The following is a 21,870-nucleotide window of genomic DNA, read 5'->3' as shown; positions in this document are numbered from 1 at the left end:
AATCCCGGAACGCCCTGCTCGATGCCGCGATGACACGCCGCCGGCGTGCTGCGCGCCGACCGTTCAGCCTGGCGGCAGCTGCCTGAGCCGCTGCACGGTATCGCGGTAGCGCTGCGCGATGCGCGCCTCGTCATGGTGACGGAAATCCCGCACCACCCAGCGCCCGCCGCTCATCACGTCCCGCACCAGCGGCGTGTTGCCGGCGAAGATGAAGCTGTCCAGCAGAGCGGGCTCCTCGCGCGCGGCGAGCAGCGGCGAGCCATCGTCGAGCACCAGCAGGTCGGCGCGATGGTCCGGCAGCAGTGCGCCGACCGGCAGGCCCGAGGCCTGTGCGCCGCCCTTCAGCGCGGCACGCCAAAGCGTCTGGCCGACGCTGGCGCCTTCGCGGCGCGCCGCGATGTTGCGGTGGCGCGTGGCCAGGCGCTGGCCGTATTCGAGCCAGCGGAGTTCCTCCACCGGCGACACCGAAATGTGCGAGTCCGAGCCGATGCCCAACGTGCCGCCCGCGTCCGTGTAGTCGGCCAGCGGGAACAGGCCATCCCCCAGGTTGGCCTCGGTGGTCGGGCACAGCCCGGCGACCGCGCCGCTGCGCGCCAGGCGGGCGGTTTCCTTTTCGCTCAGGTGCGTGGCATGCACCAGGCACCAGCGCGCGTCGACCTCGGCGTGGTCGAGCAGCCATTCGACCGGGCGTGCGCCACGGATCGACAGGCAATCCTGCACTTCGCCGATCTGCTCGGCGATGTGGATGTGGATCGGCGCGTCCTGCGCCAGGCCGCTGGCGAACACGGCCTGCAGCGCGTCTTCCGGTACCGCGCGCAGGGAGTGCAAGGCGATCCCAACCCGCAGGTCCGGGGTCTGCCGGGCGCGCAGGGCTTCGAGCAGGCGCAGGTAGGCGTCGACCTCATGGCCGAAGCGGCGCTGCCGCGCACCCAGCGGCCGTCCATCGAAACCGCCGCGCATGTAGAGAACCGGCAGCAGGGTCAGCGCGATACCCGCCTCGCGCGCCGCATCGACGAGCGCCAGCGACATCGCCTCGGCCGGCGCGTAGGGCGTTCCATCAGGGCGATGGTGCAAGTAGTGGAACTCGCAGACCTGGGTATAGCCGGCCTTGAGCATTTCCACGTAGAGCTGCGCGGCGATCGCCTTCAACTCGTCCGGGCCGACCGCGGCGGCGAACGCGTACATGGTCTCGCGCCAGCTCCAGAAGCTGTCATCCGCCTTTCCCCGCCGCTCGGCCAGCCCCGCCATGGCGCGCTGGAACGCGTGCGAATGCAGGTTGGGCATGCCAGGCAGCACCCAGCTTCCAAGCGTCTCGGCGGGACCGTCCTCCACCGCCTGCAGCATGCCGTCGGCGTCGATGCCGAAGATGCCGTCGCGGGTCCAGCCCTCGCCCTGCCACAGATGGCCGGCATGGCAACGGCGGATGCGGTTGGATGGGGTCATGGACGTCTCCCTGGCAGACGTCCAAGTGTAGCGCCCGTCGGCCTTCCGCCCCGGCAACGGTTCCACGACACACCGTTTCGGATACTGGCGCGCATGCCCAAGAAGACACCCGAGCAAACCGCCAAGCTGCTGCTGCGCCAGGCCCGCCCCGAGGACGTGCCGGCGCTGGTCGCCCTCACCGGCCGGGTCTACTCGCCCGAATGGGGTCATTCGGCCGAGATGCTGCGCTCCCAGCAGACGCACTTTCCCGAGGGCCAGTTCGTCGTCGAATACGCCGGCGCGGTGGTCGGCTACTGCGCGACCTTCCGCATCGACGAAGCCACCGCGCTCAAGCCGCACACGTGGGCACAGATCACCGGCGGCGGCATGGGCTCGCGCCACAAGGCCGACGGCGACTGGCTGTACGGCATGGAAGTGGTGGTGCACCCCGACTACCGCGGCATGCGCATCGGCCAGCGGCTTTATCACGCCCGCAAGCGGCTGTGCACGGACCTGAAGCTGCGCGGCATCGTGTTCGGCGGACGCATTCCCGGGCTGGCGAAGAACATCGGCCGCTATGGCAGCGCCGAGGCCTACGTGCAGGCGGTGGTCTCGGGCGAACGGCGGGACGCTACCTTGAGCTTCCAGCTCGCCAACGGCTTCGAGGTGATCGGCCTGCTGCGCGGCTACGTGCCGTCGGACCATGAGTCGCTCGGCTGGGCGGCGCATCTGGTATGGCGCAATCCGAGTCTGCTCGATCATCCCGACATCCCATCCATTCCCTCGCCCAAACACCTGCCCGACCTGGTGCGCGTGGCATCGGTGCAGTACTCCCAGCGGCGCATCCGCTCGTTCGAGGAATTCGCCACGCAGGTGGAATACTTCACCGACATCGCGGCCGACTACAACGCCGATTTCGTGACCTTCCCCGAGCTGATCACGCTGCAATTGCTGTCGATCGAGAACGAGGAGCTTTCGCCGGTCGACACGATCCGCAAGCTCAGCCAGTACACGCCGCAGGTGAAGGAACTCTTCGGCCGCCTGGCGGTGCGCTACAACATCAACATCATTGCCGGCTCTCACCCCACCGAACAGCCCAACGGCGACATCCACAACGTCTGCTACGTGTGCCTTCGCGACGGCTCGCTGCACGAGCGCGAGAAGCTCCATCCCACCCCCAGCGAGCGCAACGTGTGGAACATCACCGGCGGCGAGAGCGCGGCGACCATCCAGACCGACTGCGGCCCGATCGGCGTGATGATCTGCTACGACTCGGAGTTCCCCGAGGTCGCGCGGCACCTGGTCGACCAGGGCGCGCTGATCCTGTTCGTACCCTTCTGCACCGACGTGCGCGAAGGCTACCTGCGCGTGCGTTACTGCTCACAGGCCCGGGCGATAGAGAACCAGTGCTACGTCGTGCTGTCGGGCAACGTGGGCAACCTGCCGGGCGTCAACAATTTCGACATCCAGTACGGCCAGAGCTGCATCCTCACGCCCAGCGACTTCCCGTTCGCGCGCGACGGCGTGGCCGCCGACTCCACGCCGAACATCGAGACGGTGCTGTTCGCCGACCTGCGACTGGAAAGCCTCGCTCGCGCGCGCAACGCCGGCGCCGTGACCAACCTCAAGGACCGCCGGTTCGACCTGTACGAAATGCGCTGGCGTCCCAATCCCTTGTAGGAGCGCCATGGGCCGCGACAGGAGGTCGGCGTCCTGGCCGTCATCCGCAGTCTGCGATAATGCCCCGATGCCCCCATCCAACCCCCGCCTGCAGGCCCTGCTCGGCCACGAATTCTTCGCCCCGCACCAGTGGAAGCGGCGCATCGCGCTGTGGAGCGGCGCGGTGCTGGTGGCGCTGGCCGCCATCCTGTTCGCCAAGGCCAGCACCTGGGCCTACCAGTTGTTCCTGCGCATCCTGGCGCACGGCGTGTGGATCCCGCTGATCCTGACGCCGGTAGTCTTCGGGCTGTTGTCGTGGGTGACGTCGGGACGGTTCCGGGCCACCCGCGGCAGCGGTATCCCGCAGGCGATCGCGACGCTGCACGTGGAAGACGAATCGTTCCGCAGGAACATGCTTTCGTTGCCGATCGCGGCAGGCAAGATGTTGCTTACGCTGATTGCGCTGGCCGTCGGCGCCTCGATCGGGCGCGAGGGGCCGACCGTGCACGTGGGCGCAGGGCTGTTCTATACCTTCGCCCGGCGCTTCGGTTTCAGCGACCCGAAGGCCGCCTCGCGCTTCATCCTGGCCGGCGGCGCCGCAGGTATCGCGGCGGCATTCAATACGCCGCTCGCCGGCGTCGTGTTCGCGATCGAGGAACTTGCTGGCACCTTCGAGCACCGCTTCAGCGGATTGCTGCTTACCGCGGTGATCGTCGGCGGCGTGGTGTCGTTGGGAATCATGGGCAACTACGCGTACTTCGGCGAGGTCGACGTCAACCTGCCGCTGGGTCACGCATGGCTGGCGGTGCTGTTGTGCGGGGTCGTCTGCGGGCTGCTCGGCGGCCTGTTCGCGCGGCTGATCCTGCTCAGCAAGCGCGGCCCGCTGGCGCGCGTCGGCGCGCTGCGCGCGCGCTGGCCGGTCGCCTTCGCCACCGGCTGCGGACTGGTGCTGGCGGTGCTGGGCGTGCTGTTCCACGGATCGGTGTACGGCACCGGCTACGACCAGGCGCGCGCCATCGTGCAGCAAGCGGCGGTGACGCCGGGCGCAAGCTTCGGGCTGGCCAAGCTCGGCGCCAACGTGGTGTCGTACTGGGCGGGTATTCCGGGCGGCATCTTCTCGCCTGCCCTGGCGGTGGGCGCCGGGCTCGGCCAGAACATCGCCCACTTCCTGCCGGGGGTGCCGGCCGCCGCGGTGGTGTTGCTGGGCATGAGCGCGTACCTCTCGGGCGTGACCGGCGCGCCGCTCACCTCGGCCGTCATCGCGATGGAGCTGACCGACAACCAGTCGATGGTGATCCCGGTCATGGCCGCCTGCCTGCTGGCCCGCGCCGTTTCGTCGCTGCTCAGCCCCACGCCGGTCTACAAGGATTTCGCCGAACGCCTGGTGCAGGAGTTCGAGCGACAGCAAGCCGCCCGGCACGTTCCGCCCGAGCCCGTCGAGCACGTCGGGCGCAGCAGCGCCTTCGATGAACCGGCGGCTCCCGCCGACGCACCGCAGGAGAAGCCGTGACCACGCCGCGCTGGGATCATTTGCTGGTCGACGCCACGTTGGCCACCTTCGTTGGCGAACGTCCGTTCGGCGTGGTCGAACGCGGCGCGCTGGCCATCAAGGACGGCCGCATCGCGTGGTCAGGTCCCGCCGCGGAACTCCCCGGTGCCGCGGATACATTGGCCGCGACCGTCGAAACCCTCGACGGCGCGCTGGTCACGCCCGGGCTGATCGACTGCCACACGCACCTGGTGTTCGGCGGCGACCGCGCGCACGAATTCGATCTGCGTCTGAATGGCGCGACGTACGAGGAGATCGCCCGCGCCGGCGGCGGCATTGCCTCGACGGTGGCCGCCACCCGTTCGGCGGACGAGGACGAACTGCTGCGCCAGAGCCTGCCGCGCGCGCGCGCGCTGCTTCGCGACGGCGTGACCACACTGGAAATCAAGTCCGGCTACGGGCTCAACCTCGACACTGAACGCCGCATGCTGCGGGTGGCGCGGCGCATCGGCGAAACGTTGGGCATCGGCGTGCGCAGCACCTTCCTCGGCCTGCATGCGCTGCCACCGGAGTACCGCGAGCGGCGCGAGGAATACGTGGCGCAGGTGTGCGACGTGATGTTGCCGGCGCTGGCCACCGAGGGCCTGGTGGACGCGGTCGATGCCTTCTGCGAAGGGATCGGCTTCACCCGCATGGAAACCGAGCGCGTGTTCGAGCGCGCCAGGTCGCTCGGCCTGCCTGTGAAGCTTCATGCCGAGCAGCTCTCCGACCTGGACGGCGCGGCGTTGGTCGCAAGGTACCGTGGGCTGTCCGCCGACCATCTGGAGCACCTGAGCGAGTCGGGGGTCCGCGCGATGGCCGCCGCCGGCACCGTGGCCGTGCTGCTGCCGGGCGCCTTTTACGCCCTTCGCGAAACGCATCTGCCACCGATCGACATGCTGCGTGCGCACGACGTGCCGATGGCGATCGCCACCGACTGCAACCCGGGCACCTCGCCGCTGCTTTCGTTGCGATTGGCTGCGAACATGGCCTGCACGCTGTTCCGGATGACGCCCGAAGAAGCCTTGCGAGGGGTCACCGTCAACGCGGCGCGCGCGCTGGGCCTGGCCGACCGGGGATCGCTGGCCGTGGGGCAGCGGGCGGACCTCGCCGTCTGGAAAGCCCGCATGCCCGCACAGCTGTGCTACTGGATCGGCGGCGATCTGCTGCAGTCGCTTTGGAGCGCAGGCGCTCCCGTCAGGCTGTAGCGCTCGCCTACCTTCCCGCCTGACGGGAAGTATCCGGGCCGGGTCGCCGGATCAATCCTCCGGCGTCTTGGCCGGAATGAACGGCGAGACCGGATCGCTGGCCGGGAAAGTTTCCTCCACCGCTTCGTCGGTGAGTTCGCTCTCGTGTGCCTTCCGGCCCTGCCGCTCGGTTTCGGTTTCCGGGCGCTGCGGTTTGTTGCAATCGGGGTGCTGCACGTCTTTGCGGTCGTGACTGCTCATTTTCTGGCTCCGCTGAGTGTTGTCCCATTCCGACAGGCGCGCGTCGATGCGGGTGATGTCGGCCTTGGCCACCTCCTGCATGCACGCCAGCGCACGCTGGTTGCGCAGGGTGGTCTGCGAGGCGATGCCGTCGGCCGGCACCCACAACGGGAACTGGCGCATCTGCGCGTCCAACGCGGTGCGCAGCACGCAGTCGTCCCCGGCGATGCCGACCACGGCGAGCGCCTTGATATCGAGTTTTTCCAGCAACGTGGACAGCGGCGTTTCGTAGAACGCCGAATGGCGCGGCTTGAGAACGAAATAGTCTTCGACGCCCGGAAGCAGCCCGTCGCTCAGCTCGGCGCCGCGGGAACCGACGCGCCGGCAATGCTCGATGACCTTGGCCAGGTCGGCATGCCAACGCCCGAAGTTGTCGTTGGCGTAGATCACCGGCAGGTCGTGCGCGTGGTACCAGTCGCGCACGTGTCCGATCGCCGTGGCCACCGGCATGGCCTGCTCCAGCAACTCCTCGCCTCCTACGAATTCGAGGTCGTTGAGCATGTCGATGATGACCAGGGCGCTACGCCGCGGCTCGAAGGCATCCTCGTGTTGGCGCCGGCTTGGATTTGCCATGTTGGCCGCCGCCACCTCAGGCCGCTTCCAGCCGCTTCTTCAATTCCATCTTGCGCTGCGCCATCTGTTCGCCCAGTTCGTCCAGCGCCTTCTTGCCCAGCAGCGCCTTGGCGCGCTTGAACATTTCCTTTTCTTCCTCGTCGGCGTGGTGCTCGAACAGTTCCTTGAGCACCTTGGCTCGACCGGAAAATTTCTCGCTGTCGACCTCGGTCTTGAGAAGGTCCGGCAACACCAGGTCGCCGGCGGCGCGATGTTCCTCCAGCGCCTCGAAATACATCTTCGCGTCGTCCTTGCCGTCGCCTGCTGTCTTGAACGCCGGGTAGAAGATCTCTTCCTCGATGGCGTTGTGCATACGCAGGTCGGCTTCGATCTTTTGCACCAGTTCCCTGCGCTTCTTCACGCCGCGCGTGGTGGTGCCGACCAGCTCATCCAGCAGCGCCCTCATGGTCTCGTGGTCCTGCTTCAAAAGCTCGATTGCGTTCATGCCTGCTCCGGTCCCACCCCTGCCAGCCGCACGTTTCCATGTGCGCGGTGAAGCGCGTGTCTTCCCAGGTTAATCGCCGCGGAACGCCAAAAAAAAAGCCCCGCTCATGGCGGGGCTTTTTCGATCCGCGAGCGGAAAGCTCAGGCGGACTTTTTCTTCGGCGCTGCCTTCTTGGCGGCGGCCGGCTTGGTCACGGTGGCCTTGGCGCCAACCACGGCCGGCTGCGCATCGTGCGCACGGGTGTTGCCGTAGCTGCCGCGGTAGGTCTTGCCGCGACGGGTCTTGCGATCGCCCTTACCCATGGGAACTCCTTGATTCGTAATGCGTGAACGGCCAGCCATCGTAGCAGCGAAGAGGTAAAGCGCAAGAGCGACGAAAGAGCTTTACCGCCTGCCCGACACGCTCAGTGGTGCCCGTGCCCCAGGCAGTCGCGCGCACGGTCCGTGCACGGACCCGCGTCCACCTGGACCGTCACGTGCAGGATCCCGAATTGCTTGCGCAACTGCCGATGGATTGCCGCCACCGCTCCGGCCTCCTCGCCATCCCGTACCTGCGCATGCAGCGTGGCCATGCGCGAGCCGGAAGCAAGCTGCCACACGTGCAGGTGGTGGATGTCGCGGATCGAGGCGTCGGCCTGGCGCAGGGCCTGCTCGACCTCGCCCACGTCCAGGTCTTCGGGCACGCCCTCGAGCAGGATGTGCGCCGACTTGCGCAGCAACCGCCAGGCGCCCCCCAGGATCAGCAGGGAGACCAGCAGCGAGAGCACCGGGTCGGCCCAGTTCCAACCCATGAAACGCACCGCCAACGCGGCCAGCACGGCACCGAACGAGCCGAGCAGGTCGCCCATCACGTGCAGGCTGGCGCCGGCCATGTTGACGTCGTCGTGGGCGTGGCCGTGCAATACGCGCAACACCAGCAGGTTCACCAGCAGGCCCACTACCGCCACCACCAGCATCACGCCGGAAAGGATCGCTCCCGGATGCAGCAGGCGCGTGACCGCCTCGTAGGCGATAAATCCCACGAGCACGAACTGGGTCAACGCATTGACGAAACCGGCCAATACCTCGAGCCGCCCGTACCCGTAGCTGCGGCGCGCATCGGCCGGACGCAGCGCAAGCCGTGCGCCGATGAATGCCAGCGCTAGCGCCAGCGCGTCGACCGTCATGTGCCCGGCGTCGGCAAGCAACGCGAGCGAACCCGACCACAGGCCGCCAACGGCCTCGGCCACGAGCATCAGCAGAGTCAGCAGGAAGGCCGCCAGAAGCTTGCGTCCGCGCACGCTCGAGTGGTCGTGTTCGTGGTGGCCGTGCGAATGGTCGTGCGGCCCGTGCTCGTGCGATTTGCTCATCGCGGCATCGTAGGAACGCCCCCGCGCGTTACACAATCACCGACGCTCAATGCGCGCAACCGGCGTCGTGCACGTGGGGAAGCCGGCGATCGAGCCGCAGGTTGATGAAGTGCGCGCTCGCCAGTAGCACGCCGCCGCAGGTGACCAGCACGCTATGCAGCGCGACCGGATACCGCTCGGCCACGGTGACGCCCAGCAGCAGCAACGTCAGCCCGGGAAACGCCAGCATCAGCGATCCGGGTCGGCGGTGCCTGCGGTAACCGTTGACCAGGGTCAGCAGGGCCAGCGCGCAGGCGAACACGACGAACGCCCGCTCGAACCGGTGATCGGCCAGGAACTCGAGCCCGACCAGCGGCAACACCGCGAGCACGAACGGCAAGGCCGCGCAATGGATCGCGCACAGGAACGAGGCGACCGCGCCGAACCGATCGGCGATCTGCCATGCGCGTGATATCGGTGGTCGGGCCATCGTCGGCATCGGTAGGAGCTGGCTGCAATGTTACTTTATAACGCGATCTGCTGCCACGATGCTGTAACGGATCGTCAACCCAGCTGTCGCCGCCGCGTTCTAGAATGGCTGAATGCAAGCCATACGGGTCGCAGCCCGGACATGCGAGCTTGCAGGCGAGTTAAGCGGTTTTCCGGTGCGGCACAGTTCCCTCCCCGCCAACACCGGGAAAAGCGGGGCGCGATACAGGATGTATCGCGCCCCGCACTTTTGCTTGCGCCCTGAAACGGTCATGTCATTCCCGCCGTGATCGCGGGCGGTCCGATCGATTGCGCAACCGCGGGTCGGGCTTTTCCTGGTCAGCCCTCGCGGCACTGCTTGCAGAGGCCGTGGACCTCCAGCGTCTGGGCCTGCGGCCGGAAGCCGAAAGCCCGCGCCTGCGCCTCGATCAACTCGGCCACCCGTGCATCGCAGACCTCCTGCGCACTCGCGCAGCTGTCGCAGATCAGGAACGGCACCTGGTGCGCCTCGGCGGGGTGGTGGCAGGAGACGTAGGCGTTGATCGACTCGAGCTTGTGGATGAAGCCCTGCTCGAGAAGGAAATCCAGCGCGCGATAGACAGTGGGTGGCGCGGCATTCCCGTGGCGTTCGCGCAGTTGATCGAGCAGGTCGTAGGCCTTGACCGGCTTGCCCGCCGCGGCGACAAGCGCCAACACTTCCCTGCGCAAGGGAGTGAGCCGCAGTCCGCGCTCCTCGCTGGCCTGTTCGACCGCCGCGACGAAACTCTCGGCGTCTTCGACGTGATGTGAGTGGAGCTTGGCTGACACGATCGGCCCATCCGGGTTGATGCCGCGATGATACCGCGCGCCCGGCAACGCCGTGGAAAGGCCGATGCGACCTCGACGACCTCGCCGCAAGGCTTGCCCTCCTACCTGACCTGCGCCTGCGGCAACTGCCGTTGCGGCTGGCCAGGCTGCACAGTCTGGACCGCCTGCGGGAATGTCTGGTGGTTGCCGGAAACTCGCCCGAACCTAGCGGCCACGCAACCGACCATTCGGCAACGGCGGTGGCATCTTGCGCCGAGGCCGGCGCAGAACGACCAGCCAGCCGATCGGGCCCAGCACGAATGCCCAGGCGATGCCCTCGGCGGTGCGACCGCGCCACCAGCCCAGCAGCGCACCGACGGCGAGGAACAGGAGGTTCCACCAGATCAGCGCGCTCCAGGGGACCAGCGCCATCAGGTTGAGGAAGATACGCAGGAACGCATCGGGGGCGTCGGGATCGACACCCTGCGTGGCGCGGGCAAGGAGTTCGTCCATCCCGCGCGCCCTGGGCTCAGCCCTGCGCGCGGGCGATCGCGTCGTCGATGCGCTTGAGCGCCTCGGCGCGCCCGGCCAGGAAGATCGTGTGGTCGATCGACGGCGAGACCTGCGTGCCGGTCATCGCCACGCGCAGCGGTTGGGCGATCTTGCCCATGCCGAGCTCGAGCTTCGCGGCGATCTGCTCGATCGCCTGGTGGATCGGCTCGGGCCTCCATTCGACGTCGGCAAGCAACGCCTTGGCCTGCTCGAGCACGGCCACGGCGCTCTCGTTCTTCAGGTGCTTGGCGACCGCCTTGTCGTCCCATTCCGCGATCGGCGCGTACCAGATCTTCGCGCGCTCGGCCATTTCCTTGAGCGTATGCACGCGGTCGCGCAGCGCAACGATCACGTCGGCGGGCGCGGGGCCGTTGGAGATGTCCACGCCGGCGCGCGCCAGGTGCCACTCGAACTCGGGCGCGAGCTTGTGGGGATCGTCGGACTTCAGGTAGTGCTGGTTCAGCCAGGCGAGCTTCTCGGTATCGAAGCGCGAGGCGGCCTTGTTGACGTCGGAGATGTCGAACAGGCGTATCATGTCCTCGCGCGAGAAAATCTCCTGGTCGCCGTGCGACCAGCCCAGCCGCACCAGGTAATTGAGGATCGCGTGCGGCAGGTAACCCGCGTCGCGGTATTCCATCACGCTGACCGAGTTGGTGCGCTTGGAGAGCTTCTTGCCCTCCTTGTCCAGGATCATCGGCAGGTGCGCGAACTCCGGCACCGGCGCGCCCAGCGCCTTGTAGATATTGATCTGACGCGGCGTGTTGTTGACGTGGTCGTCGCCACGGATCACCTCGGTGATGCCCATGTCGATGTCGTCGACCACCACCGCGAAGTTATAGGTCGGCCAACCGTCGGAACGAAAGATCACCAGGTCGTCCAACTCGGCGTTGGCCCACTCGACGCGACCCTTGACCTTGTCCTCGAACACCACCGAACCCTCGGTCGGGTTCCGGAAGCGGATGACGCGGTTGGGATCCTCGCGCAGCGGCTCGTTGCGGTCGCGGTAGTAGCCGTTGTAGCGGGGCTTCTCGCCCTTGGCCATGGCCGCCTCGCGCATCGCCTCGATCTCTTCCTTGCTCTCGTAGGCGTAGTACGCCTTGCCTTCGGCGAGCAGGCGGTCGGCCACTTCCTTGTAGCGCGCCAGGCGATGGGTCTGGTAGATCGGTGCCTGGTCGGCGGACAGATCGAGCCACTGCATGGCATCCAGGATCGCCTGCACGGCTTCATCGGTGGAGCGCTCGCGATCGGTGTCCTCGATGCGAAGCAGGAACTCGCCGCCGCGACGGCGCGACTCCAGCCAGCAATAAAGCGCGGTGCGGGCGCCGCCGATGTGCAGGAAGCCGGTAGGGCTGGGAGCGAAGCGGGTGCGGACGGTCATGGGAATTCTGCGGCTGCGGAGGGCAAACGCAGGATTTTAGCCGATTGCCGCGACTTGGCTGCGGCGGCCCGCAGCGAGGCAGTCACGGCCTTCGCTGGCAACCCCAGCTTGTGCAGACGAGCGTGTTCGGGTCGCGCTCGATGGCGCCCAGCGTTGTCGCGGAAACATCCTTTCCTGGCGGCATGATCTGCGCCGACGGATCGTCCATGACGATCTGCGGCGTCTCGGGCGCGGGACGCCGCAGCACGTATTTCACGATGAACAGCGGGCGATGCGAGCGAGCGCCGGCCGGTACCGGGTGGACGACATCTGTCGATCCGGTGGTGGCTTCCTGCGCTTCCATGGCGACGGTCGCCCATACGGAAACCGGCAAGGCCAGGACCAGGGCGACCATCAACGTCAACGGCTTCATTCGGCACCTCCGGCGGGTGCGCTCACTTCACGTGGATGGTAATCCTTTTGGACACCACGGGCGGCGCGAACGGCACATGGTTGGCGTCGCCCAGCTCCAGCTGCAGCGTATGCGTGCCGGGGGTGAGCTTGAGCGTGGCCTGGGTCTGGCCGCCGCCGAAGTGCATGTGGTGTTCGTCGTTGGGAATCGGCCGGCCCGCAAGCGGCAGGTCGGTCGCATCCACCAGCAGGTGGTGGTGCCCGGTGTGCTCCTTGCCTACGCCAGCAGGCGCCACGCCCATGCCCTTCAGGCCGAAGCGCACCGTGACCTCGCGACCGACGGTGGCACCGTCGACGGGCGAGATGATGTAGGCCTCGGCACCGGCCGGTGCCTTGGTGACCGGGAGCGCAGGCGTCTGTGCAAAGGAAGCGGCGCCAACGATGGCGAACGCGGCGGCGAACATCATCCGTTTCATGCGTGGGATCTCCTCGGGCGTGGCAGGCCAGTATGCCGGCAGCATCCAACCGCGTCATGCCGCATCTGCGATCCGCATGGACGCGAAGGCGCGCTGGTCACTTCCTGCGCATCGTGTCGCCCTGCGCTTGTCGATCAAGCAGATAGGCCACCTATCCACAGGCTTACCCCAGCTGGCTCCACAAGCATTGTGGACAACCTGCGAAGGCGATGTTGCCGCTGCGTAAAAACTGACCAGCGCGTGCCAAGTAACTGACGACAAAGCCGCCTCCGCGGTTTGTCCACAGGGTTTACCGCAGGGCATCCACATCGGGTGTGGAAAACAGGACCCGCACAAACGACGATGCCGCCTTTCGGCGGCATCGTCGTTGTTCGTGGCGTTCGATCAGGCCGCGCGCGGCGCCTTCATCAGCAGGCCGAAAAGCTCGGCCAGCTTCTCGCGCATCTCGCGTCGGTCGACGATCAGGTCGATGGCGCCGTGCTCGAGCAGGAACTCCGAGCGCTGGAAGCCTTCCGGCAGCGTCTCGCGCACGGTTTGCTCGATCACGCGCGGGCCGGCGAAACCGATCAGCGCCTTCGGCTCGCCGATGTTGATGTCCCCAAGCATCGCCAGACTGGCCGAAACACCGCCCGTCGTCGGATTGGTCATCACGCTGATGTAGGGCACGCCGGCGTCGCGCATGCGCGCCAGCGCGGCGGAAGTCTTGGCCATCTGCATCAGCGAGAACAGCGCTTCCTGCATGCGCGCGCCGCCGGTGGCGGAGAAGCACACCAGTGCGCTCTTCTCGGCCAGTGCGCGCTCGGCCGCGCGGGTGAATTTCTCGCCCACCACCGAACCCATCGAACCACCCATGTAGGAGAACTCGAACGCGGTAGCGACCAGCGGGCGGCCCTTCAGGCGGCCGCTCATGGTGATCATCGCGTCCTTCTCGCCGGTGGCTTTCTGCGAAGCGACGATGCGGTCGCGGTACTTCTTCGAATCGCGGAATTTCAACGGATCGGTCGGTTCCAGGCTGGCCCACAGCTCCTGCGTGGAGCCCTCGTCGAGCAGGGCGAGCAGGCGCTCGCGCGCACCGATCGGGTGATGGTGGCCGCACTTGGGACAGACCATCAGGTTGCGCTCCAGCTCCGGCCGGTACAGCACCGTGCCACAGCCGCCGCACTTGTCCCACACGCCCTCGGGCACCTTGCCCTTGTTGGCCGGAGTGCTGTGCGTGCGTGCACGCGGGGTCATGATTTTCTGAAGCCAGTTCATGGGGACCTCGTCAACTATGCTGTGCCACACCGCGAGCCCCGGGCCCTCACCCGTTCCTCATCGAAAAGGAACGTGCGCAGGTCAGGGCGCGTCCAGTGCTGCGCGGATCGGCGCGAGAAACTCGCGCGCCCGCGTGGCGATGTCATCCGCTTCCGTGGCGCCGGCCAGGCGCTCTACCAGCGCACTGCCGATGACCACGGCGTCGGCGAATCCGGCGATCGCTTTCGCAGTCGCCGCATCGCGGACGCCGAAGCCGACCGCCACCGGCGCCTTCGCCCCGGCGCGCACTTCGGCCACGCGCGCGGCGATGTCCGCCGTGCTCAGCCGTGCCGCGCCGGTGATTCCGGCGAACGACACATAGTACAGGAAGCCCCGGGCCGCCTCGCACAACTTCGCCATACGCGCGGGTGCGGTGGTGGGCGCGGCCAGCAGGATCTGCTGCAGGCCTACGATGCGCAGCGGCTCCAGCACGGCCGACTCCTCCAGCGGGCAATCGACGACCAGCACGCCGTCGACACCCGCCTGCACGGCGTCCTGCGCGAAGCGCGCGTAGCCGTGCATTTCGATCGGGTTGAGGTAGCCCATCAGCACGACCGGCGTGTCCGCGTCGCGCTGGCGGAATTCGGCGACCCATCGCAACACATCGCCCAGGCCGACGCCGCTGGCGATCGCCCGCTCGCTGGCGTGCTGGATGACCGGACCGTCGGCCATGGGATCGGAAAATGGAACACCCAGCTCGATCAGGTCCGCGCCCGCCGCAACCAGGGCGTGCATCAGGGCGACGGCATGTTCGGGCGACGGATCGCCCGCGGTGACGAATGGAATCAGTCCGGTGCGGCTATCGGCTTCAAGCGCGGCAAAGCGCCGATCGATGCGGCTCATACCTGCACTCCCTCGCGCGCGGCGATGGTGTGCACGTCCTTGTCGCCGCGTCCGGAGAGGTTGCACAGCACCAGCGCGTCCTTCGGGTATTCGCGCGCGAGCTTCATCGCCTGCGCCACGGCGTGGCTGGATTCAAGCGCGGCGAGGATGCCCTCGGTACGGGCGAGCAGGTGGAACGCCTCCAGCGCTTCGTCGTCGGTGACGCCAACGTACTCGGCACGGCCGGTGTCCTTGAGGAAAGCGTGTTCGGGGCCGACGCCGGGGTAGTCCAGACCGGCCGAGACCGAGTGTGTCTCGGTGATCTGGCCGTTGTCGTCACAAAGCACATAAGTGCGGTTGCCGTGCAGCACGCCCGGCCGGCCGGCTGCCAGCGACGCCGCGTGATGTCCCGTGTCCATGCCCTCCCCCGCCGCCTCGGCGCCGACGATGCGCACGACCGCATCGTTGAGGAAGGCATGGAACAGGCCGATCGCGTTGGAACCGCCGCCCACGCAGGCGGTGATCGCATCGGGCAGACGGCCGTAGCCCTCCAGCATCTGCTCGCGCGCCTCGCGTCCGACGATGGCGTTGAAGTCGCGCACCATCTGCGGATACGGATGCGGTCCGGCCACGGTACCGATGATGTAGAAGGTGTCGGCCACGTTGGTGACCCAATCGCGCATGGCTTCGTTGAGCGCGTCCTTGAGCGTTTTCGAACCCGAGGTGACGGGCACCACTTCCGCACCCAAGAGCTTCATGCGATAGACATTGATTTTCTGCCGCTCGATGTCGACCGCGCCCATGTAGACCACGCACTGCATGCCGAAGCGTGCGGCCACCGTGGCGCTGGCCACGCCATGCTGCCCGGCGCCGGTCTCGGCGATCACGCGCTGCTTGCCCATCCGTCGCGCGACCAGGGCCTGCCCGATGGTGTTGTTGATCTTGTGCGCGCCGGTGTGGTTGAGGTCCTCGCGCTTGAGCAGGATCCGCGCGCCGCCGACATGCTTCGACAGCCGCTCGGCGTGGTAGATCGGGCTCGGACGGCCGACGTAGTACTTGAGATCGCGGTCCAGTTCCGCCAGGAAATCCGGATCCCGGCGCAGCCGCTGGTAGGCCTCGGTCAGTTCGGCCAGCGGCGCCATCAGCGTCTCGGCGACATAGCTGCCGCCATAGGCGCCGAACCGGCCGTGCTCGTCCGGCCAGCGGTGGAAATCCTGGGTAGCGGGCATGGGGGGCTCCATCGGCAGCGGCGGGTCGCCGCAGGAAGCCTCACACCTTAGTGCCGGCCAGCCTTGTGAAAAAGCGAAAAATTCGTAGCCGCGTGTGAGCTAGACTCACAGCATGTCGGACCGCGACCTGCCCTCGCTGCATGCCCTGCGCGCCTTCGAGGCCGCCGCCCGGCTGGGCAGCATGAGCCTGGCGGCGCAAGAACTGCACGTCACCCACGGCGCCGTGAGCCGGCAGGTGCGTTCACTGGAAGAGGCGCTGGGCCAGCCCCTGTTCCTGCGCCAGGGCCGAGGTATCCAGGCCACCACCGCAGGGCGGCGCTTGCAGGAAAGTTGCCATGCCGCGTTCGGACAGTTGCGCGAAAGCTGGGCCCGGTTGCGGCGTGAGCAAGCGGACGCGGCCCTGGTACTGGGCTGCTCGGGCAGCGTGCTGGCGCGCTGGGTGATTCCCCGGCTGGAACGCCTGCGGCACGACCTGCCCGCGCTGACCCTGCACCTGGCAGCGCAGGAGGAACCGGCCTCCCTGGCTGGGGTGGACGTGGCCCTGTTGCTGGAAGCACCACCCTGGCCGGCCTCGTGGCAGGTGTACGACCTGGCACCCGAGCGCATCGGCCCCGTGCTCAGTCCCCGCCATCCCGACCTCGAGCGCCTGCGCACCCTGCCCCCCGCCACGCTGTGCGACGAGCCGCTGCTGTACACCGCCTCGCGCCCGCAGGCCTGGCCGGACTGGGCAAGGGCGATGGGGCTGGCGCCGGAATCCATGCAGCAGACGCAAGCCCTGCCGCATCTTTATTTCCTGCTGGAGGCCGCCGCCGCCGGGCTGGGCGTAGCCATCGCCCCGCAACCGCTGGTCGCCGACGACCTGGCCAGTGGCCGATTGCTCGCGCCATGGGGTTTTCGCGAAACGGGCGGTCGCTGGGTCCTCGCCACCACGCGCGCGGGCGACGCGCGCCTGGAAGCGCTGGCCGCCTGGGCACGGAACGAACTGACCGAACGCGCTTGAGGTCCCTCTCCAGCGTGCGAGCGGGCGCAGCCCTTCCCGTGGCGGGAAGGCGGAAGGCGTCCGGCTTTCTACAGATATCGCTTTGCCAGTTCCCTTAGTCGCTCGAGCGACTGCGGCGTGCGCGTGCCCAATACGCCACGCCTCTCCTTCGGCAGGTGTTCCAGCGGATCGCAATCGTCAAACGCGTAGTGCTCCATGAGCCGCTTCCAGCCAGCCCTCTCGGTGGGTGGCAATCCACGGAAGGCCAGGATGGCGTGGTACAGCGCCGAAAGCGCATGGCCGGTGGTGTAGCCCGCCTCGTCCACGGAAAGCCACCAGTAATTCACCAGCGCGTTGAGCCGCTCCAGCGACTCGACGTGATGCCACCACAGCGGCGGCATGTAGATGGCATCGCCGGGGTGGAGCTCGGTCACCTGCGCGGCGGCAAGCGCCTGCTTCAAACGCGAAAAGCGCGGATCGTCCAGCCGGTCCAGGCGCGCCATTCCGATCATCGTGCTGGTGGGGGCGAAGTCGAGCGGACCGATGTACAGGTTGGGCAACTGCTCGGGCGGAAACAGCGTGAAGCGCCGCCGGCCGCACACCACGCAGGCAATGTTGTGCTGCGAGTCGAAATGCGTGGGCGTGGTGACACGGTTGCCAATCCACAATCGGGGTGGAACATCTGGGCCGATCAGCGGCAGCGCGTGGTGTTCCAGGAATCCGGGCAGGCAGGCGGCGATCGATGCGCTCTGGATCGCCAGGCCCGGCGGATGATCGACCCGGCTGTAGCTGGCCAGCCGCTGCAGGCCGAGCGTCAGCGGGATGCGGTAATGTTCGTAGTTGAAGCCGTCCAGCGCCTCGTTGTAGCCGATCAGGCCCTCGGCCTCGGGCGGCATCAGCAAGGTGTCTACCGGCGTGCCGTTGTCCAGCGCGGCCAGATCCTCGGCAAAGACGGTGTCCGATGTCTGCGCCAGCCTGACCAGCGGCCAGTCGCGAACCAGGCCGCGCATCACCAGCGGGCGGTCGCGAGCCATCAGGACCGCCCGGTCCGGCACTGCGCCGGCGTCGATTTCCTCGATGGCCTGCGGCAACGCCATGCTCAGCGTGGAACCTTATCCGCGGCGCGCACCGCCGCGATGAAGGCTTCCAGTTGCGCCGGATCCTTGATGCCCGGCGCCGATTCGATGCCGCTGGATACGTCGACGCCCCACGGTCGCGCGATGCGGATGGCCTCGGCCACGTTGCCGGGGTGCAACCCGCCGGCGAGGATCAGCGGCTGCGCTAGGCCGCGCGGCATCAGCGACCAGTCGAAGGCTTTGCCGCTACCACCCACCTCGCCCAGACCGTGGCCGTCGAGCACCAGTCCCGCCGCGCCCGGGTACGCGCGCAGCCGTGGCAACGCATCGCTCCCGTCGCCCATCGCGATCGCCTTGAGGTAGGGCCGTCCGAACTGCGCGCACCAGTCGTCGCGCTCGGCGCCATGGAATTGCAGCAGCGCCGGCTGCACCGCAGCGATCACCTCGTCGACGAAAACGGCATCCTCGTCCATGAACAGCGCCACGGTCGTGACCATCGGCGGCAGCGCGCGGGCGATCGCGCGGGCCTGGCCGATATCTACCCGCCGGCGGCTGCGTGCGGTGAAGATCAGCCCGATCGCGTCGGCGCCCAGTTCGGCGGCCAGCACGGCATCCACGGCGCGGGTCATGCCGCAGCACTTGATGCGGATCATGCGCTCACCTCCGCCGGCAGCCCCCAGTGCGCCTCGTAACGCGGGCCGAGAAAGGTCAGCCCGGAGGACGGCGCGGTCGGCCCTGCCACTTCGCGATCGCGCCCGGCAAGCAGATGCGCCAGCCAAGTGACGGCCTGTTGCCCGCGCCCTACCGGCAGCAGGGAGCCGACGATGTTGCGCACCATGTGATGCAGGAAGGCGTTGGCCTCGATCTGGACGATCACCTGCTCGCCCTCGCGCCGCACGTCCAGGCCCAGCACGCAGCGTCGCGCGTGCGCGGCCTGGCAGGACACCGCGCGGAAAGCCGAGAAATCGTGCTCACCCAGCAGCGCCTGCCCGGCCCGATGCATGGCCGATGCATCCAGCGGTGTCCGCTCCCACGTGACGTAGCGAGCGTCCAGCGCAGCGCGAACCGGGCGGTTGAGAATGATGTAGCGATAGCGCCGGCTGCGTGCGGAAAAGCGCGCATGGAAGGCACCAGGCACCGGCTGCGCCCACAGCACCGCCACGGCGGTGGGCAAGTTGGAACATGCACCCAGCACCCAGCTCCGCATGTCGCGCTCGGCGTCGGTATCGAAGTGCACTACCTGGCAACGCCCGTGCACGCCAGCGTCGGTGCGTCCGGCGCAGGTCACCGTGACCGGTTGCGCGGCCACGCGCGAGAGCGCCTGCTCCAGCGCGCCCTGCACGGTCGAACCGTGGGACAGGCGCTGCCAGCCGAGGAAATCGGTGCCGTCGTACTCGACGCCCAGGGCAATGCGCATGTGTTGGTTCCTGCGAAACAGCCCGGAAGCGTAGGGTGGGCTCCAGCCCACCGCAACCGATCCGGATGCGGAGAACGAAAACGGAAAGCCAGTTTACGCAGCCCGGACGCAAGAAGGGCCGGCATGGCCGGCCCTTCTTGCAAGCGATGGAGAACGCTTCAGGACAGCGAATCGAGCAGGCGCTGCGCCGCATCCCTCTGCATCTGCGTGCCCTCGTTCATGACTTCCTCGAGCATGGCGCGGGCGCCATCGGCGTCGCCCATGTCCATGTAGGCACGGGCCAGGTCCAGCTTGGTGTCGATCGGGTCGTCGCTGAACTGGCCCATTTCCTGCGGCTCGGCGGCGGTCGCGCTGCCGGTGGTGTCGTTCACCGGCTCTTCGAAGTTCCAGGTCGAGGGCGTCGCGTCTTCCACCGGGGCCGGCTCGACGTTCCGCATGACCGTAAGGTCCTCGTCCTCGTCGGCGACGCGGGCATCCATCGCGGGAGTCCCGGCCGGGGCCGGGCGTGTCGGGGTGAGGTCGAAATCGAAGTGGTACTCGCTGACCTTGGGACGCTCGCCGCCGGTCGGCTCGTCGTGGATCCCGGTTTCCTCAGCGTGGTCGGCGTAGTTGTCCAGATCGAACGGTTCCATCTCCTCGCCGATCACCTGGTGACGCTCGTCCTCGCGCGAATCGAACGCGTCCTGCGCACCCTGGCCGGCAAACAGCGGATGGCCCGGCACCAGGTCCTCGCCCATGGCAACCACGTCCTGCCACTCGTCCTGCTCGGGATCGACGATATGGGCGTGCATCGCCTCGGCCGCGGCTTCGAAATGGTCCACGTCCCGGCGGGAGTAGTACAGGCTCACCAGTTCCAGGTGCAGGCCGATGTCGTCCGGATGTTCTGCCAGCTGGTCGAGCAATTCGTCCTGGTCCGGATCCGCGCTAACGGGCGTGGACGTATCCGGCACCGCGCCGAAGCGGTCGGCCAGCGAGGGGGCAGTGGAAACGGCGCGCGGACCCGCCGGCTTGCGGCGACGACCCAGCAGCGCAAGCAGGATCAGCAGCAGGACCGCGCCACCGGCAGCGGCCCACGCCCACGGCTGCATGAACCATGGCTGCTCCGCCGACGCGGGGGGCACCGGCTTGCGGACCACCGGCTTGACCGGTTTGCTGGCGGGCTTGACTGCCGGGGCGGCCGCAGGAGCTGTCGCCGCGCTGTGTGCGGACGGTACGGAGGTCGTCGTGGCGAGGGAACGGGCGCTACCGGGCACGGCCGGCGCGATCGCCGTAGCCGCGGCGGCCGGCTTCGTGGTGGTTTCGGCGACCGCTGCGGTGGCACCCGTGCCGGCCGTCGAAGTCATGGCCGGCAGGCCGGCCTTCTTGCGGGCGTCGGCAAGCTTGTGCTGCAGCTCGGCGATCTCGTTGTCCTTGAGCGCGAGCAAGCGGGTGTTCTTGTCGTTGATGTCCTGCAGATCCTTCAGCCGCGACTTCAGGTCCGCACTCTGTTGCTGCAGGGTGGTCAGCGCCTCCTGGGTGCGCATCAAGTCCTGGCGCAGGGCTGCATCACCCTTGCCGCCCTGGACGCCGGCGCCCTTGCCGCCTTCCTTCGCCGGCACCAGGGCCAGCCGGTCTGCTGTCGTGCCTGCGGAGGAGCCGGAGGCTTCCGTACGCGCAGCCGCATCGGCCACGGTGGTGGTCGAGCCCGTCGACTGGGCGCGCCAGTCGCCGTTCTGCTGGCGGATCTCCGCCATCGCGGCGGCCACATTCATGGCCTGCGCTTCCTGGCTGGTCGGCACGCGCAGGACCGCGCCGCTCTTCAGCGCGTTGATGTTGTCCTGGTAGAACGCGTCCGGATTGGCCTGCTTGAGGGCCAGCATCATCTGGCTCGCATCCACGCCGGCCGGGGCGACCTGGCGGGCGATGCCCGACAGCGTCTGCCCACGTTCGACCTGGTATTGGCCGCCGGCTGCGACGCGACCGGCGCCCGGCTGGGCGGCGGTGGAACCGGCCGTCGCCGGACGCGCGGTGGCGCGGGGCGCGTTGCCGCGCGGAGCACGTACGGTGGGCGCCGTTGGCGCGGTGCCAGGCGGGTCGAGCAGGACCGGAAACTCGCGCAGGCTTCGGCCCGATGCGTTGTCCACTTCCACCAGCAGGTCGAGGTAGGGGTCGTTGACCGCCACCGCGCTGGTGATGCGGATCACCTTGCGTCCGCCCACGTCGACGATGCTGAACTGCAGCGGCAGGTCGGGCCGGACACCGGCCAGGCCAGCGCGGGCGAAGTCTTCCGGCGAGGCCAGGCGCGCGGTGAGGTTGCGCAGCTCGGCGGGGCTGTCCGGCGTCAGCGGGATCTCCGCGAGCAACGGCTGGCCGAGGGCCGATTTGACCTGGATCTGACCCAATTCGAGCGCCGCCGCCTGGGTGCTGCCCAGAGCCAGCGCCAGCAGCATCGACAGTTTCAACGAACGATTCATCGCTTCGATTCCCCCAAACGCCCGAGACGCTTCATGCCATCGCCGCGGGC

22 protein-coding genes are annotated in these 21,870 nt (G+C 68.0%); 4 read left to right on the top strand and 18 right to left on the bottom strand.

Annotated features, from left to right (window positions below; genetic code table 11):
* Nucleotides 1-63: 63 nt before the first annotated feature.
* Nucleotides 64-1,443, bottom strand: coding sequence for a formimidoylglutamate deiminase (locus ACFWZ4_RS15570; RefSeq protein WP_439705577.1), 1,380 nt, complete (start codon nt 1,441-1,443; stop codon nt 64-66).
* 93 nt (nt 1,444-1,536) lie between these two features.
* Between ACFWZ4_RS15570 and ACFWZ4_RS15565 the strand changes: the two genes are divergently transcribed.
* The 3 genes from ACFWZ4_RS15565 (at nt 1,537) to hutI (ending at nt 5,817) form a co-directional block, all read left to right on the top strand.
* Entirely contained in the window at nt 1,537-3,102 is a 1,566-nt protein-coding gene (locus ACFWZ4_RS15565) for a GNAT family N-acetyltransferase (RefSeq protein ID WP_439705576.1), read from the top strand.
* Nucleotides 3,103-3,169: 67 nt separating this feature from the next.
* Nucleotides 3,170-4,591 carry a chloride channel protein gene (locus ACFWZ4_RS15560; RefSeq protein WP_439705575.1) on the top strand — a complete coding sequence of 474 codons (1,422 nt, stop codon included), beginning with the start codon at nt 3,170-3,172 and terminating at the stop codon, nt 4,589-4,591.
* Nucleotides 4,588-5,817 carry an imidazolonepropionase gene (hutI, locus tag ACFWZ4_RS15555; protein WP_439705574.1) on the top strand — a complete coding sequence of 410 codons (1,230 nt, stop codon included), beginning with the start codon at nt 4,588-4,590 and terminating at the stop codon, nt 5,815-5,817. Before ACFWZ4_RS15560 ends, hutI begins: the two co-directional genes overlap by 4 nt.
* 51 nt (nt 5,818-5,868) lie before the next feature.
* On the opposite strand, the gene ACFWZ4_RS15550 is transcribed toward hutI, so the two are convergent.
* The 13 genes from ACFWZ4_RS15550 to trpB all read right to left on the bottom strand — a co-directional run bounded on the left by ACFWZ4_RS15550 (nt 5,869) and on the right by trpB (nt 15,895).
* Nucleotides 5,869-6,669, bottom strand: coding sequence for a cysteine hydrolase family protein (locus ACFWZ4_RS15550; protein WP_439705573.1), 801 nt, complete (start codon nt 6,667-6,669; stop codon nt 5,869-5,871).
* 16 nt (nt 6,670-6,685) lie between these two features.
* Nucleotides 6,686-7,153, bottom strand: coding sequence for a hemerythrin domain-containing protein (locus tag ACFWZ4_RS15545; RefSeq protein ID WP_439705572.1), 468 nt, complete (start codon nt 7,151-7,153; stop codon nt 6,686-6,688).
* A 140-nt stretch (nt 7,154-7,293) separates the two neighbouring features.
* Entirely contained in the window at nt 7,294-7,455 is a 162-nt protein-coding gene (locus ACFWZ4_RS15540) for a 30S ribosomal protein THX (protein WP_231325007.1), read from the bottom strand.
* A 101-nt stretch (nt 7,456-7,556) separates the two neighbouring features.
* Nucleotides 7,557-8,501, bottom strand: coding sequence for a cation diffusion facilitator family transporter (locus ACFWZ4_RS15535; RefSeq protein ID WP_439705571.1), 945 nt, complete (start codon nt 8,499-8,501; stop codon nt 7,557-7,559).
* 46 nt (nt 8,502-8,547) lie between these two features.
* Nucleotides 8,548-8,970: a MerC domain-containing protein gene (locus ACFWZ4_RS15530; RefSeq protein ID WP_439705570.1), complete on the bottom strand. Its 423-nt coding sequence runs from the start codon at nt 8,968-8,970 to the stop codon at nt 8,548-8,550.
* Nucleotides 8,971-9,308: 338 nt separating this feature from the next.
* On the bottom strand, nt 9,309-9,776 hold the full coding sequence (locus ACFWZ4_RS15525; protein WP_439705569.1) for a transcriptional repressor: 468 nt from the start codon (nt 9,774-9,776) through the stop codon (nt 9,309-9,311).
* 204 nt (nt 9,777-9,980) lie between these two features.
* Nucleotides 9,981-10,268, bottom strand: a complete 288-nt coding sequence (locus ACFWZ4_RS15520; protein WP_439705568.1) for a hypothetical protein — start codon at nt 10,266-10,268, stop codon at nt 9,981-9,983.
* 16 nt (nt 10,269-10,284) lie between these two features.
* Entirely contained in the window at nt 10,285-11,685 is a 1,401-nt protein-coding gene (gene gltX, locus ACFWZ4_RS15515; protein WP_439705567.1) for a glutamate--tRNA ligase, read from the bottom strand.
* Nucleotides 11,686-11,767: 82 nt separating this feature from the next.
* Nucleotides 11,768-12,088 (bottom strand): hypothetical protein, encoded by a 321-nt coding sequence (locus ACFWZ4_RS15510; protein ID WP_439705566.1) that lies wholly within the window; start codon nt 12,086-12,088, stop codon nt 11,768-11,770.
* A gap of 31 nt (nt 12,089-12,119) precedes the next feature.
* Nucleotides 12,120-12,551, bottom strand: a complete 432-nt coding sequence (locus ACFWZ4_RS15505; RefSeq protein ID WP_439705565.1) for a DUF4399 domain-containing protein — start codon at nt 12,549-12,551, stop codon at nt 12,120-12,122.
* Between the two features lie 384 nt (nt 12,552-12,935).
* On the bottom strand, nt 12,936-13,805 hold the full coding sequence (gene accD / locus ACFWZ4_RS15500; protein WP_439705564.1) for an acetyl-CoA carboxylase, carboxyltransferase subunit beta: 870 nt from the start codon (nt 13,803-13,805) through the stop codon (nt 12,936-12,938).
* Nucleotides 13,806-13,886: 81 nt separating this feature from the next.
* The gene (gene trpA / locus ACFWZ4_RS15495) at nt 13,887-14,687 is read right to left on the bottom strand and encodes a tryptophan synthase subunit alpha (protein WP_439705563.1); all 801 of its coding nucleotides are present in this window, start codon (nt 14,685-14,687) and stop codon (nt 13,887-13,889) included.
* On the bottom strand, nt 14,684-15,895 hold the full coding sequence (gene trpB / locus ACFWZ4_RS15490) for a tryptophan synthase subunit beta (RefSeq protein WP_439705562.1): 1,212 nt from the start codon (nt 15,893-15,895) through the stop codon (nt 14,684-14,686). Before trpB ends, trpA begins: the two co-directional genes overlap by 4 nt.
* 112 nt (nt 15,896-16,007) lie before the next feature.
* Between trpB and ACFWZ4_RS15485 the strand changes: the two genes are divergently transcribed.
* The gene (locus ACFWZ4_RS15485) at nt 16,008-16,895 is read left to right on the top strand and encodes a LysR family transcriptional regulator (RefSeq protein WP_439705561.1); all 888 of its coding nucleotides are present in this window, start codon (nt 16,008-16,010) and stop codon (nt 16,893-16,895) included.
* Between the two features lie 68 nt (nt 16,896-16,963).
* On the opposite strand, the gene ACFWZ4_RS15480 is transcribed toward ACFWZ4_RS15485, so the two are convergent.
* The 4 genes from ACFWZ4_RS15480 to ACFWZ4_RS15465 form a co-directional block, all read right to left on the bottom strand.
* Complete coding sequence (locus ACFWZ4_RS15480; RefSeq protein WP_439705560.1) at nt 16,964-17,971, bottom strand: cupin-like domain-containing protein; 1,008 nt, start codon at nt 17,969-17,971, stop codon at nt 16,964-16,966.
* A gap of 2 nt (nt 17,972-17,973) precedes the next feature.
* Nucleotides 17,974-18,603 carry a phosphoribosylanthranilate isomerase gene (locus ACFWZ4_RS15475; protein WP_439705559.1) on the bottom strand — a complete coding sequence of 210 codons (630 nt, stop codon included), beginning with the start codon at nt 18,601-18,603 and terminating at the stop codon, nt 17,974-17,976.
* Nucleotides 18,600-19,367, bottom strand: a complete 768-nt coding sequence (truA, locus tag ACFWZ4_RS15470) for a tRNA pseudouridine(38-40) synthase TruA (RefSeq protein WP_439705558.1) — start codon at nt 19,365-19,367, stop codon at nt 18,600-18,602. The genes ACFWZ4_RS15475 and truA overlap by 4 nt, the downstream gene beginning before the upstream one ends.
* A gap of 158 nt (nt 19,368-19,525) precedes the next feature.
* Nucleotides 19,526-21,820, bottom strand: a complete 2,295-nt coding sequence (locus ACFWZ4_RS15465) for a FimV/HubP family polar landmark protein (protein ID WP_439705557.1) — start codon at nt 21,818-21,820, stop codon at nt 19,526-19,528.
* Nucleotides 21,821-21,870 lie beyond the last annotated feature (50 nt).

Origin of the sequence: Frateuria sp. GZRe12 (assembly GCF_051900535.1) — a bacterium.
Lineage (GTDB): Bacteria > Pseudomonadota > Gammaproteobacteria > Xanthomonadales > Rhodanobacteraceae > Frateuria_A.
This window is presented reverse-complemented; position numbering and strand designations above follow the sequence as displayed.